This window comes from Hungatella sp. SL.1.14, assembly GCF_024460495.1.
GTDB classification, from domain to species: domain Bacteria; phylum Bacillota; class Clostridia; order Lachnospirales; family Lachnospiraceae; genus Hungatella; species Hungatella hathewayi.
The window spans coordinates 19,047-33,034 of the sequence record NZ_JANFYJ010000039.1 but is presented as its reverse complement, the minus strand read 5'-3'; the positions used below and the strand labels follow the sequence as shown (position 1 = coordinate 33,034).

Genomic DNA, 13,988 nt, shown 5'->3' with positions numbered 1-13,988 from the left:
AATTTAACTGCAAATGGCTAGAAACCAGGAAAATACCAAACTTTAAAACGAAGCAACACCGCTGTGAAACCCGCATAGAATCGGACTTTCAGCGGTGTTTTATTTTGTTTGACTGTCAAAGACGGGAGTTTAAGACATTATCTCACTTTGTGAATTAGAAGTCAATCATTTCTATTGCAAATTTGTCGTAAAATGTATATATTTTGTACGAATCATAAAATATTCACTCCCCGCCGTGCTCTCGGGAAATGAAGGCTGGAACCCTGCATAAACGGGACATTTAAAGATCTGACAACTATATCACCGGAGCGCCGATATTCCAGACCGTCTCAGCCCCCTCTCCAAGGTCGATCAGCCGGTCTATAAGCCGCTTCATCAGTTCGTATTTCCGTCCCTGAAGCAGAGGATCATCCCATAAGTTATACTTCTCGTACGGATCGTTCTGAAGATCGTAGAACTCACCATAGCTCCGGTTCTGATAATAAATCAGCTTATAATGTTCATCCCGGATGGCCCGGATGTCTCTCGCTTCCATGTAGACGTCCTGCCATCTTTCTTTTTCCCCGTCTTCGTAAAACTGGGTCAGGCTCCGGCCCATCACGGATTCCGGGACGGCAATTCCTGCCGCCGTGAGACAGGTCGCGGCGATTTCCACTGAGCTGATAAAGCTGTCCTCTCTGCGGCCTTTGAACCCGGAAAACGGAGGCTTTAACAGAAACGGAATCCTCATAAGAGCCTCTGAGCAGTACTGGGCCTTCGTGGCGATTCCAAATTCACCCATAAAATCTCCGTGATCCGAAGTGAATAAAATAAGGGTGTTTTCGTAAAGCCCCTTCTTCTTAAGAACCTCGATCACCTGGCCGATTTTCCTGTCAATCAGAGTCACGTTGGCATAATAGGCCTTTTTCATCAGCCGGATTTCATCCGGGGTGAGCCCATCCGGAGACGTGTGGTTCTTTAGGTCGATACTCCCGAATTTCCTTGCGATATCGAGATAATGCGGCGGCTTTTCGAATAAATCGGAAAGCCCGGTCTCCGGTAAATCCAGTTCCGTCTCTTCGTAAGCTTTCTCATCCGGCAGTCCGATTCCGTCAAAGGGCATGTGCGGCCCCGGAAAGGAAAGCGTCAGAAACCATGGTCTGTCGCCGGGACAGGATTCCTCCAGCCATTTTCTTCCCCTGTCGCCGATATAGGCATCCACATGGTACTTCTCTTCTCCTGTAAATTCATAAATTCCCTTGCTGTTAATCTCCCGGTATAGCTGGGATCCACTGGTGAAACCGCTGTCCGCCAGAAATTCCACATAGCTGGACACCCGGTCCGATACCGTCTTGTTGGCCGGAAGGCCAAATGCCCCTTCCGGCAGTTCCTTCGAGATCACCGCCGGCGGTTCATGTTCATCCACAATATCCTCATAATCGTATCCGCGCTCGATCTCAGAGCGCCAGAAATGCTGCTTCCCGATGACCGCCGTGTAGTAGCCTCCATCCTGCAAATACTTCATAAATGTGGTTTCCCTTTTGGGAAGACAGCTGACATAGCCCGGTACGCCGCACTGGGATGGATATCGCCCGGTAAAGACAGCCGCCCTGGCCGGAATGCATGACGGATTCGTGGTATAGGCACGGGAAAACCATACGGATTCTTCCGCCAGCCGGTTAAGAACCGGCGTATGTACCTGGCTGTTCACCCATCCGGCTGCGTCGTAACGCTGCTCATCTGTCATCAGAAATAAAATATTGGGTCGCTCTTTCAATTCTCTGTCTCCTTTCCATTCTCCCGATCCGGCCCCCCATCTGACGGGTAGGACAGTGTCACCACGGTCCCTCTTTCCGGAAAGCTGTCAATCACAATACCGTACGTCTCTCCATAATAGAGCCTGATTCTGTCGTGGATATTCTTTAATCCCACATGTCCCCTGCCGGACTCCTCCACGTGTTCTTTCCTCTCCAGACGGTTTCGTATCTCCTCCAGCCGGTCCGGCAAAATTCCGCCGCCGTTGTCCTCCACCGTAACCGTGATGATTCCATTCTCTTTTTCTACGGTCACTGCAATCCTTCCTCCGGCGCGGCCTCTGCCAAGTCCATGGGAGATGGCATTTTCCACCAGAGGCTGTAAGCAGACCTTTACGATGGACTCTGTCAGCAGCTCCTCCGGAACTCTGGCAGCAAATTCAATCCGTCCGCCAAATCTGGCATTGACGATGGTCATATAACTGGACAGGTTCTCCAACTCTTCCCGGATCGTGACGAGAACGCCGTCTGTATGAGTCGCATAGCGGAACAGCTTCGACAGGGCCATGATCATCTCAGACACCTGCAGGGCTCCGTTAAGCTCCGCCATGCTCTTGATCATATCCAGCGTGTTATAGAGAAAATGAGGGTTTATCTGAGCCTGCAGCGCCTTGATGGCCGCCTCCTTTTCCTTCAGTTCCACGGAGTAAACCTGATTTACCAGGCGGTCAATCTCCTCCGCCATGCCGTTAAACGCCTCGCAGAGATCGCCCACCTCATCCCTTGTCTCGACCTGCACCCGGACGGTGTAGTCGCCTTCCTTCACCCGGACTAAATTCCTGTGAAGCCTGGTCACCGGGCGGACGATCGTTTCAGAGAAAAGGAACGAAGCCGCCAGTATAATGAGCACGGTTACGAAGATCACCGTTCCTGTCATGATGCTTAATGCGCGGATATTGCTTTCCACGCCCTTCATGTCGTCGAAAAATGTGACGCTGATTCCCAGGTTGTCGATGTGATAGTCCCAGGATATCCGCTCTGCCCGTCTCCTCTCCTTCGACGGCGCCGAATAGGAGACTGAGGCGGCCCGCAGACGGTTCACCGCATCCGGCCCGCCATTCGTCGTGTCATAGAGCAGCTGCCCGTCGTCCATGACGATCTCCGTATTCAGCACCGCGCGCAGATCCTGCAGAAGCAGATCGAACTGATCCCTGTCAAACACGATAAAAAGCCAGCCCAGGGTTCCGTTTCCCATATCCAGATCGTCGATCTGGCGTAAATAGACGTATTTATCCGTACAGCTTTCATTCAGCTTGTCGCCCCGCATGAGTCTCTGGTTTTTAAACCGCTTTCCCACGTCTTCCTGCGGCGCAGAAAAAGGGATGGTATCCGCGTATCCCAGGGAATTCATCACATTTATGGCCGTTCCATCCTGCTTTAAAAATGTAACCTGGTCCACATAGGCCATCACCTTAAACAGATCGAGATTTACCCGCACCTTCTTCTCCAGCGCCATGCGGGCACTGTAGCTGCTTAACGGGTCAGACGCGCCGCGTATCATGGCCTGGGTATCGCTGTCGAAAAAGAGATTGGAAATATATTCGATTTTCGTTAAGTAATCCTCCAGCAAAACCGCCGTGTTCCGCTCCGTCAGCTGGTTCTGCATGAACGCATCGCTCCTTAACTTCTCGGAATAGGCGGAATTAATATAACAGTAGACAATGCACAGAGGAATCAGGGAGACTGTCAGAAAGCTTAAAAATATTTTTCTGTTCAAACGGCTCTCCATCCACGTCTTAATCCGCACTCTCTTCACGCAATTCCCCCTCCCGCTTTACTCTCTCCCTGTATTCCGACGGTTTTTCCCCCGTCATGGAGGCAAACACCCGGCTGAAATACTTTGCCTCCTTGAATCCCACCCGGAGGCTGACGGCACTGACGGAAAGGTTCGTGTGGCTTAAAAGCTCCTTCGCCTGCCCGATCCGCACCTCCGTCAGATAATCGATAAAATTGACTCCCGTCTCATCCTTGAACTTCTTGCTGAAATAGCTGGGATTAATTCCGTATTCATCCGCCACCCAGGCAAGACTGATATCCTCACTGTAATGTTCCCTGATCTCACGCTGAATCCGCTTCACGATCACCGCCACATCCATGCAGTCCTCTTCCTTCAGACAGGACGCGGCCTTTCCGGCATACTCCTCAAACCGGTGGCAGATGGAACGGATGCTGTAGTAATTCCGAATGCGGACAGAAAAATCATAGCCTTCCTCGATCAGCGCCAAGTACTCCGTCCTGTTCTGCTCCTTATACCGGTCGTTTAACAGCTTGATCACCTCACCGGACAGCACGAAATAGAAATTCAGGCAGCTGGTCAAGTCGTACCCCTTCTGAATAAAGAGGCCGCAGGCCTGAGCGGTACATTCCTTAAGCCGCTCCATATTTCCGGCTTTTAACGCCGTTATAAAGTCTGTATAAAGATCGGATTCCGATACCGGAAACGCCTCTGTCTTCCCTTCCCGCCCCAGACGCAGAATAATCGATTCCCTCGCCTCCGCAAACGCCTCATCAATCTCTCCCGGATCTCCATGGGCCTCGCTCAGCCCGTACTCATAGTTGTGGAGCAGCTTCACAAGCACACTCTCATCCAGCCGGAAGCCGGCAGGTTTTACAATATCCGTAATCAGGACTCCCCAGGTAAAACGGTCCAGGGGACAGAGATAAATGGCCTTTCCGGCTGCGGCTTCCTCAAGACGGCTGCGCATCTCCTCCCTCGTCAGGGCGGATTTTTCCAGACGGCGCATCTGAAACAGCGCCAGTTCGTAAAATCCGCTCCGCCCCTGTTCGGAATCCATAAGGCGGCAAAGCCTCCGTTTCGTCTCATCACCGGGACTTCGCAGATACTCCGTCAGGATATTTTCCACCCCCGCCGTGAATCCGTCCCGGGTCTGCGCCCTTCTCTCCTGCTCCTTTTCCAGCGCCGCGACAGCCTTTTCTACCGCTTCGTAGACCGCCGACCGCTCCAGAGGCTTCAGCAGATAAGCCATGACCTCCAGTTCAATGGCCCGCCTTGCATACTCAAATTCGTCATAGCCGGATATGACAATGGTTTTCGGAAGCTTTTCTCCCGCTTCCTCCAGCCGTTTCAGCACATCAAGGCCGTCGATCAACGGCATGTTGATGTCTGTAATTAAAATGTCGGGTCTGGTGTCCGTCAGAGCCTTAAGCGCCTCCTCCCCATTCTCGCTGATTCCCGCCACCTCCACCTCAAAGGGACTCTCCTTTAAGACCTGGCTCAGCCACCGTCCTACCCAGAACTCGTCGTCCGCAATCAGTATCCGATACATGTCCGGCCCCCCTTTCTGGTGTCATTTTAGCATAGTTAAAAGGCAGCCGCAAGACTCACTCCTGCGGCTGCCGGCCTGCACTATTTCAGCTTCAGGTTATTCTCAACCTGCGTGTTTAAGTCCTTCACTGCATTGTCCACGGAATCTCCTCCCGCGACATTGGCCGTGAAGGTCCGGGCATCCGCCCACGGGCTGACTACCGCGATGTCGAAGGCAGAATCCACCCACGGAACCATGCGGGCGGCGCTTAAACGCTCCGCTGCCGGCGTCACCACATCGTTGTCCGTGCTGGCTCCATCCATACGCGGATTAAAGCTGTTCTGGCTTGCCACATAGGCGTTCATGCTGTCCAGTCCGGTGAAAAACTCCACGAATTTCCGGGCTGCTTCCTTTTTCTCCGAAGAACTGTTGATGCAGACGCGTACACCGGCATTGATCAGGATCAGAGAATCCTCATCCTCCACCGGGATGCCGCCCAGAGTATAGTTCATATCCGGAGCCGCACTGTCAAGTCCTGCCACAAACCAGCTTCCGCCAGGCATAAATCCGGCTTCTCCCTTTGCAAATTCTGCAATATCATCCTGGCCTGCCGCATAGACAAGAGCCTTGCTTCCATCCAGATATCCCCTGGAGATCAAATCTTCCACCAGCGCGAAGCCCGGCTGCATCACGTCACCGAATTTCAGTTCTCCGCTGTTCATCCTGGCGATCTGATCCATCTTATCTGCCGCCTGGTAGACCGGATCCATGCTCTTGGCCATGGATAAAACAGCGACTCCCGTGCCGTCCTTGGCTCCCGCCACGATCGGCGTCTTCCCTGCTTTCTTCAGAATCTCACAGTCCTCCAGAAATTCCTGATAGTTGGCCGGGGCGTGATCAATCCCCACCTCTTTCAGCACATCGAGATTGGAAAACATACCGAACACAGCTACCTCCATGCCCAGCCCCGGAATGCTGTCGTTAATGGTCAGTAAATCCTTGACAAGTCCGCTGTACTGCGCTACCACAGGCATATCGGATAAATCCTCGGTGTAGCCTGCTTCCTGAAGCTGCGGCAGATAATTTGGATTAGCGAAGAACACGTCGTCCCCCTGGCCGGAAGCCAGCCTGGCTGTAAGCACGTCCTGATAGCCGCCTGCATTGCTGATCCCTTCGTACACCACTTTGATCTCCGGATTCTCTTTGTTAAACTGTTCGATCAGCTCCGGAATTGCGCCTTCCTCCGCTCCCGTCTTAAATCCAAACACTTTAAGCTCCACCTGTTCTACCGGCTTCTGTGCTTCCGCCTTCGTCTCTTCTGCCGCGGCGGCCGTCTCTTCCTTCTTCGTCTCACCGGTCTGTGCCGCTGTCGTCTCGGGCGCCGCCTTCTGTCCGCATCCTGCCAGAGTTCCCATTACCATGGCTGCTGCCACGAACCATACTGCTGCTTTTCTTTTTCTCATGTTTCTTCCTCCTTGTATCCATTTATTATGAATTTGTTTTCATAGCATTTTACTGATCAGCCCTTCACCGAGCCGTTTAACATCCCGGAAATAATCTGTTTCTGAAGAATAAAATAGACGATCATCAGCGGCAGGATTACCAGGGTTGTGGCCGCAAACAGAATATTCCACTGAATTGATAAGTCACCCTTAAAGAAAAATACCGTAAGAGGCAGCGTCCTGGAATTCTGGCCCTGCAGAAGCAGCAGGGGATACATGAAATTATTCCAGACCCTCAAAGCGATCACGATCAGAAGTGTTACCATGGGCGGTTTAAGCAGAGGAAACACGATTCTGATAAACGTAGTAAATGGACTGGCGCCGTCGATATAAGCCGCCTCCTCCAGTGTGACAGGAACGGTATTGACAAAGCCGGAAAAGAAGAACACTCCATAAGCCGCATTGGCTCCGATAAACGCCAGAATCAGTCCAAACAGTGTATTGGCCACGTGAAGTTTCTGCATCCATAAGACGAGAGGCACCATGGCCACCTGCTGCGGCAGTGCCAGACCAATCAGGAACAGCGCGTTCAGCGCCAGAAACAGTTGTTTTCCTCTTCTCGCCCGCATGATGGCATACGCTCCGCATGCCCCGAAAAACGTGGTAAGCAGAGAACTGCATACCGTCAGAACGGAAGAGTTAAACAGTGCCCTCCAGTATTTCATCCCCTTAGCCGCGGTTACGTAATTTTCAAAGGCGAAGCTGGTTCTCAGGCTTAAAGGTTCGCCCGCCAGAAGCGCCTCATCCTTTAAGGACACGAGAACCATCATAATGACCGGGTAGAACATCAGGATACAGGCGGCGGCCATCAGCAGCTCAAACAGAAAGAGCAGTTGTTTTTTTCTGGTTTTCATCAGTAGATCGCCTCCTCTCGCTTTTTCAGCACTCCGATTAACACCTGCCCAAACAGGACGATCACAATGGTTAAGAGTACTGTCTGAGCCGACGCGTAACCGTGGAGTCCCCGGTTCATGTTGGCGACCACGTACGTTCCCACTGTTTCCGTAGAGTTAAGCGGCCCGCCGTTCGTCATGGCATAGACAATGTCGAATACCTTAAGCGACTGAGTAAACGCAAGCGTCACATTGATGGTTGTGGCCGGCGCCAGCATCGGCAGGGTAATGCTTTTAAACTTCTGCCACGGCCCTGCCCCGTCGATAGCCGCCGCTTCCAGAATATCCGTCGATATACTCTGTAAGTTGGACATATAGATGGTGGAGGAATAACCGATCCACATCCACACATGTGCGATCACCACACAGAAAAGCGCGGTCTTCCTGTTTCCCAGCCATGTGATGTCGGTTCCCAGCAGATGGTTCAGCATGCCATCCGGCATATAGATAAACTGCCAGATAAATGCCACCACCACTGGAGACAGCATACAGGGGGCAAAGAGAAGCATCCGGAGAAAATTTTTAGATTTAATTTTCGTATTCAGCGCCATTGCAAACACGATTGCAAACAGATTCTGGAACACCGTTGCTCCCAGAGCAAACAGGAAGGTGTTGACCATGGCCTTCTTAAACACCTTGTCATGAAACGCCACATCGTAATTGTTGAATCCGACCCATTTAAAATTCAGGCTGATCCCGTTAAAATTCGTCAGACTGAAAAACATACTGGATACCACCGGAATGACAAAAAACAGAATATAGACCGCCAGAATCGGAGCAAGAAGCAGCAGGTAAAAATAGAAGTTACTGTATGTCAGCCGTTTCGTTTTCATGATTCCACCCCTTCATTTCTTTGTAATTCCATTATAGTTGGAAAACAACGGGGGAAAAACTCCACATTTTTTTGTTTCAGGGGGATTTTTTCGCCGGGGGATTTCGGGGTGAACTGTAACTTTTCGGCGGCATCGGGGTGCAACGGCAGGATTCCTGCCGACAGGCCTTTCTATGGTAAAAAAAAGCGTTCCCCGCGAAAGGAACGCTCCATTATAAGAATCTCATTAATTTTCCTTAATCTTTACAATCACCTTTTTAATCGGGGCCGGTTCGCCGTCTGCTGCCTTCGGCTTATGGCCATCCCACGGCTGAAAGATCATATATTCACCTGCTCCGACAACTACCTTCAATCCAGGATTTCCATTGTCGTATAATACGCAGTCTTTTTCTTCGTTATACGGTACTTTCACATTCAGCGCGTCCACCGGTGCATAGGTCATGGTCTCTGTGCCCCTGATCATGTACTGGATATCCGTGTAGTCACGATGTGATTCGTACTTTGCCTCTTCCCACGGAATCGTGGTATATTCGGTTACATTGGCGTAGACATTCTTGCCGTCAATTTCGTATTTTCCCGGTTCCAGATTTTCCAAGTCGGTATTCTGAAGGAAATCAACTGCTTTGCCGTATCTGCCTTCAATTCCAAGCCCTCTGTAAAAATCAAGATTCTTCGCTGAGTCAAAAATCATAGTCCTGCTCTCCTTTATGTATATAATTTCTTACTTCCCGGCAGTGTTCTCTTTCCGCTGCCATCCAGTTATAGTATACACCTAAAGCAGAATATTCTACAATGTTTTTATTTAAAAAACTCATGATTTTGATGGCGGAACAGATACGTTAAATGGGAATCAAACCAGCTCACGGCTCTGCTTCTGGAACCTCTCCGGTTCATAAAGTACAACGCACCATCGGAATAGTCTTCCCCTTCCAGCGCCCGGTTTACGCATTCCTTAGTCTCTTCCGTCACCTTCACGGAATTAATGGAACCGTCTGATACCGGTGAAAACTGAGAGGGCTCATAGACAACGCTTCTTACCGAGTCCGGAAATTCCTGGCTTTTAACACGGTTTAATACCACATTAGCCACGAGAATCTTTCCCTTCTCGTCACAGACTCCGGCCTCCGCCTGAACGATCCGCAGCAGAACCTGATAATCATCGTCTGATATCGCCTTCCGGCTTGCTGCCTTCTTCTCTTCCTCTATGCGTCTTTCTTCTTCCAAAGCTTTCTGGCGGGCATTTTCTTCCGCCTCCAGCGCCTTTATTTTAGCGTCCATGACAATCTGTTCATTGATACGCTCGAGCTCTTCTTTTGAATCCTGTTGGATTTCCTGTTTCTGCTGTACTTCCTTTTCCAATAGATTACCGGCTAACAGTTGTCCCTGCTTTTTTATTTCGGTAAGTTGGACTTGTACTTTTGCTTCCGTAACAGGTTCCTCTTCTTCTGCATCTTCCTCTTCTGCCGCCGTCTCCTGACCCGGAGTTTCCGCAAACGCCGTCAGGGCGCTCTTCCCTCCGCTGCCAAAACCGGTCGAGGTAAATGCCACAACGGTGATCACAGCCGCGCCTGCCATAAAGACAGCCGACGATCGATACATCCTTTTTGTGGCCTTCACCGCCAGTCCCCGAAAGAACTGACAGATATGCTGAAGAATTGAGTGCAATGTCAGCATACATACTCCTCTTTCTATTCTCTCTTACATCTAAGCCGCAGACTTATGCAGCCGTTTCCGGGTGACGAGCGTATTATAGAGGAGTCTTGTCAATAAAGTCAATACTTATTTAACATCTTTGTGATATTTTCCTTTGCCGCTTTTCTGACTTTTTGTATTTTTTGTATATTTATCACATTTTATTTTCCATTTTCGCCTCATTATTTATCTATATTTGTTATTTACTCTTTACAAATATGTTACATTTCTGTTACTTATTTAAAGCTGCAATTTTTGTACTTTTTTGCGTTTTTGTTTTATGTAAACTATTCAAAGGTCAAAGAAGCAAAATTTCCCCGGATGAAAGTCACCAGTGTTTGTGGGGCGATCAGGATCTGCTGGCCTCTTAATCCGGCGCTTATGGCGATCTCATCATACAAAACAGCACTTTCTTCGACAAAAGTGGGGAATTGCTTCTTCATCCCGATGGGAGAACATCCACCTCTGATGTACCCCGTAACGGCCAGAAGATCCTTCATGGGGATCATTTCCACCTTCTTATCGCCTGCAGCCCTGGCCGTTTTCTTCAGATCCAGTTCCGCATCCACAGGAATGCAGCAGACTAAGTACCCCGTCTTCTCCCCTTTCAGCACCAGAGTCTTAAATACGCTTCCGTGATCCACTCCCATCATGTCCGCAGCATGGCTTCCCGATAAGTCGCTCTCATCCACCTCGTATTCCTTTGTTCTGTACTCAATTTTTGCCTTGTCCAGCATACGCATGGCATTTGTCTTTACCATCTGATAAACTCCTTTCTGATTATCTACTTCCCATACCCCGGTGATTCATCCCGTTCCGAAAGCATCTTAAGCTGGTCTCCGGCGATCCGGTATACCGTCCAGTCCAATCAGCACCTCAGCCTTTTTCTTCTCAAAAATCCATTCCCGCAGCAGCGGTTCCGTCGCCTCCACCTCGGAAAGCATTCCCTCATAATCGGCAAGTTCCTTTATAAATCGCAGGATCAGCCCCGTGTCCTCCTCCGCGGCAAATTGAATCGTCATACGGCTCTTCCTCCCTTTCGACAGTTTTTGATGTGTTTCTTCTATATAATATAAATCATATCACACTGCCTGTCATCAGTAAAAATCACAGAGGAGCCCGGATATGCCAGCATGCTGTCTCTGGTCTATCGGACTCCTCCTGCTCCCGTTTTCAGGACGGTACCCTACTTCTGATTTATATATGGAATCAATCCCCCTGCAGAAATAATCTTCTGCATAAACGGCGGGAACGCCTGGCCTTCATATGACTCTCCCGTCGTCTTATTCGTAATGATGCCGCTGTCAAAATCGACTTCCACCTCGTCACCGGCGGAGATGGCCTTAGCGGCCTCCGGGCATTCGATGATCGGCAGACCGATATTGATGGCGTTGCGGTAGAAAATCCTTGCAAAGGTCTCCGCTATGACACAGCTGACCCCCGCACACTTGATTACCAGCGGCGCATGCTCTCTGGAAGAGCCGCAGCCAAAATTCTTATTTGCTACGATAATATCGCCTTTTTTTACATTTTTCACAAAGTCTTTGTCGATGTCTTCCATGCAGTGCCTGGCAAGCTCATATCCATCCGTGATGTTTAAATATCTGGCCGGAATGATGACATCCGTATCCACATTGTCCCCATACTTAAAAACGGAACCTGTCGCTTTCATGAATCTGTCCTCCTTATCTCTTCTATCTATAAGCCGAGTTCTTCCGGCGCTGAAATCTTTCCCGTGATGGCGCTGGCTGCCGCAATGGCAGGACTTGCCAGATACACCTCAGAATCTACATGCCCCATACGGCCTACAAAATTCCTGTTCGTCGTGGAGATACAGCGTTCTCCTGCTGCCAGAATTCCCATGTAACCGCCCAGACACGGTCCGCAGGTCGGCGTGCTCACGATCGCTCCCGCCTCGATAAATATCTCCAGAAGCCCTTCTCTCATGGCCTGCAGATAGATCTCCTGCGTCGCCGGTATTACGATACAGCGGACGTTCTTCGCCACTTTTCTGCCCTTCATGACCCTGGCGGCGATTCTCATATCATCGATCCGGCCGTTGGTACAGGAGCCGATCACGGACTGGTCCACAGGGATATCCCCGAAGGAGCCGATGGTCTTCGTATTCTCCGGAAGATGCGGGAATGCCACCGTCGGTTTCAGTTCCGATAAATCAATGGTATAGACCTCGTCATACTCTGCATCAGGATCCGCCTCATAGACGGTGAAATCCCGCTTGGAATGGTCCTTCATGTACTGAACCGCCAGATCATCCACAGGGAAAATTCCGTTCTTTCCGCCTGCCTCGATGGCCATGTTACAGATGGTAAAACGGTCGTCCATGGTCAAATTCTTAATCCCGTCGCCGGTGAACTCCATGGATTTATAGAGGGCGCCATCGACGCCAATCATGCCGATAATATGTAAAATAACGTCTTTTCCGCTGACCCAGCCGTTCGGTTTTCCTACCAGTTCAAACTTCAGTGCAGATGGTACTTTAAACCAGGCTTTCCCCGTCACCATACCGGCCGCCATGTCCGTACTTCCCACACCGGTGGAAAATGCACCGAGGGCGCCGTATGTACACGTATGGGAGTCGGCACCGATCACTGCGTCGCCTGCCACCACAAGCCCTTTTTCCGGAAGCAGTGCGTGTTCAATTCCCATCTGCCCCACGTCAAAGTAGTTGCTAATCTCATGTCTGCATGCAAAATCACGGCAGCACTTGCAGTTTTCCGCAGATTTGATATCCTTGTTCGGGATAAAATGGTCCATGACGAGAGCAATCTTGTCCTTGTCGAAAACTGTCTGCGTGTCGAATTTTTTCATCTCATTGATAGCCACCGGCGAGGTGATATCATTCCCCAATACGAGATCCAAGTCCGCCTCAATTAACTGTCCGGCTTTCACTTCCGAAAGTCCGGCATGAGCCGCTAAAATTTTCTGGGTCATAGTCATTCCCATAATCTATATCCTCCTTCAAAACCTGTTCTCATTTTCTGCTTTACATTCTAACATACTTATTGATATAATAGAAATACATAATATGAATACTTACTATAATAGTCAGTTATATCAAGAAAAGAGGCATACATGGAACAAAACCTTTCGCAATATAAGATTTTCTACGAAGTGGCAAAGGCCGGGAATATCTCCAAGGCCGCCAAGGAGCTCTACATCAGTCAGCCCGCCATCAGTAAATCCATCAGCAAACTGGAGGACAGTTTAGGCGTCTCCTTATTTACCCGGAATTCCAGAGGGGTTCAACTGACCAGCGAGGGCGAACTGCTCTTTCATCACACGGAATCCGCCTTCGAGGCACTGAGTCGCGGGGAGAATGAGCTGAAGCGTATCAAGGATTTTAATATCGGCCATCTCCGCATCGGCGTGAGCAATACGCTCTGCAAATATATCCTGCTTCCTTACTTAAAGGGGTTCATAGAAAAGTATCCGCATGTGAAGATCACCATTGAAAGCCAGTCCACCACACACACCATCGCCATGCTGGAACAGCAGCACATTGATCTGGGACTGATCGCCGAACCGTCCAGCAGGAAACCGCTGATCTTCGTTCCGGTAATGGATATTCAGGATATCTTTGTCTCTACCAAACCGTATCTGGACAACTTATATCTCCGTGAGGGCCGGAATACAGATATCTTCCAGACCGGCAATATCCTGCTTCTGGACCGGAACAACATGACGAGAAAGTACATCGACGAGTATCTGAGTGAGCATCAGATCGTCCCCAGCCAGGTACTGGAGGTAAACACCATGGATATCCTCATCGAGTTCGCCAAAATCGGTCTTGGAATCGGCTGTGTGATCCGGGAATTCGTTCAGGAGGAACTGGATAAGCGGATGCTGGTTACGATTCCCATGAAATGGCCGATCAAAAAACGCACCATCGGTTTTGCCTATAACCCCGGAGGAACCTCCAGAGCGCTGGAAGACTTTCTCTCCTTCTGCGGCAGCTTTCCGATTTCATAAACGCAGCGAATAAGATAACA

13 protein-coding genes are annotated in these 13,988 nt (G+C 50.0%); 1 reads left to right on the top strand and 12 read right to left on the bottom strand.

Annotation, left to right across the window (positions count from 1 at the left end; all coding sequences use genetic code 11):
• Window positions 1–295: 295 nt before the first annotated feature.
• From NE473_RS27675 to leuC, 12 genes are all read right to left on the bottom strand, one after another.
• Window positions 296–1,756 carry a sulfatase-like hydrolase/transferase gene (locus NE473_RS27675; protein ID WP_022032740.1) on the bottom strand — a complete coding sequence of 487 codons (1,461 nt, stop codon included), beginning with the start codon at window positions 1,754–1,756 and terminating at the stop codon, window positions 296–298.
• The gene (locus NE473_RS27670; protein ID WP_055651905.1) at window positions 1,753–3,549 is read right to left on the bottom strand and encodes a sensor histidine kinase; all 1,797 of its coding nucleotides are present in this window, start codon (window positions 3,547–3,549) and stop codon (window positions 1,753–1,755) included. Before NE473_RS27670 ends, NE473_RS27675 begins: the two co-directional genes overlap by 4 nt.
• Window positions 3,530–5,080 (bottom strand): response regulator transcription factor, encoded by a 1,551-nt coding sequence (locus NE473_RS27665; protein WP_155560983.1) that lies wholly within the window; start codon window positions 5,078–5,080, stop codon window positions 3,530–3,532. The genes NE473_RS27670 and NE473_RS27665 overlap by 20 nt, the downstream gene beginning before the upstream one ends.
• Window positions 5,081–5,160: 80 nt before the next feature.
• On the bottom strand, window positions 5,161–6,522 hold the full coding sequence (locus NE473_RS27660; protein WP_022032743.1) for an ABC transporter substrate-binding protein: 1,362 nt from the start codon (window positions 6,520–6,522) through the stop codon (window positions 5,161–5,163).
• A 56-nt stretch (window positions 6,523–6,578) separates the two neighbouring features.
• Window positions 6,579–7,415 carry a carbohydrate ABC transporter permease gene (locus NE473_RS27655; protein ID WP_006776239.1) on the bottom strand — a complete coding sequence of 279 codons (837 nt, stop codon included), beginning with the start codon at window positions 7,413–7,415 and terminating at the stop codon, window positions 6,579–6,581.
• Window positions 7,415–8,287, bottom strand: a complete 873-nt coding sequence (locus NE473_RS27650; RefSeq protein ID WP_055651904.1) for a carbohydrate ABC transporter permease — start codon at window positions 8,285–8,287, stop codon at window positions 7,415–7,417. Before NE473_RS27650 ends, NE473_RS27655 begins: the two co-directional genes overlap by 1 nt.
• A gap of 225 nt (window positions 8,288–8,512) precedes the next feature.
• Window positions 8,513–8,977, bottom strand: coding sequence for a NanQ anomerase/TabA/YiaL family protein (locus NE473_RS27645; RefSeq protein ID WP_055651903.1), 465 nt, complete (start codon window positions 8,975–8,977; stop codon window positions 8,513–8,515).
• A 107-nt stretch (window positions 8,978–9,084) separates the two neighbouring features.
• Window positions 9,085–9,960, bottom strand: coding sequence for a cell wall hydrolase (locus NE473_RS27640; RefSeq protein WP_006776235.1), 876 nt, complete (start codon window positions 9,958–9,960; stop codon window positions 9,085–9,087).
• A gap of 305 nt (window positions 9,961–10,265) precedes the next feature.
• Window positions 10,266–10,739: a Cys-tRNA(Pro) deacylase gene (ybaK, locus tag NE473_RS27635; RefSeq protein ID WP_055651902.1), complete on the bottom strand. Its 474-nt coding sequence runs from the start codon at window positions 10,737–10,739 to the stop codon at window positions 10,266–10,268.
• A 66-nt stretch (window positions 10,740–10,805) separates the two neighbouring features.
• Window positions 10,806–11,000 (bottom strand): hypothetical protein, encoded by a 195-nt coding sequence (locus NE473_RS27630; protein WP_055651901.1) that lies wholly within the window; start codon window positions 10,998–11,000, stop codon window positions 10,806–10,808.
• A gap of 164 nt (window positions 11,001–11,164) precedes the next feature.
• Window positions 11,165–11,650 carry a 3-isopropylmalate dehydratase small subunit gene (gene leuD, locus NE473_RS27625; protein ID WP_022032749.1) on the bottom strand — a complete coding sequence of 162 codons (486 nt, stop codon included), beginning with the start codon at window positions 11,648–11,650 and terminating at the stop codon, window positions 11,165–11,167.
• A gap of 26 nt (window positions 11,651–11,676) precedes the next feature.
• On the bottom strand, window positions 11,677–12,942 hold the full coding sequence (leuC, locus tag NE473_RS27620; RefSeq protein WP_022032750.1) for a 3-isopropylmalate dehydratase large subunit: 1,266 nt from the start codon (window positions 12,940–12,942) through the stop codon (window positions 11,677–11,679).
• 129 nt (window positions 12,943–13,071) lie between these two features.
• Between leuC and NE473_RS27615 the strand changes: the two genes are divergently transcribed.
• The gene (locus NE473_RS27615; RefSeq protein ID WP_055651900.1) at window positions 13,072–13,968 is read left to right on the top strand and encodes a LysR family transcriptional regulator; all 897 of its coding nucleotides are present in this window, start codon (window positions 13,072–13,074) and stop codon (window positions 13,966–13,968) included.
• Window positions 13,969–13,988 lie beyond the last annotated feature (20 nt).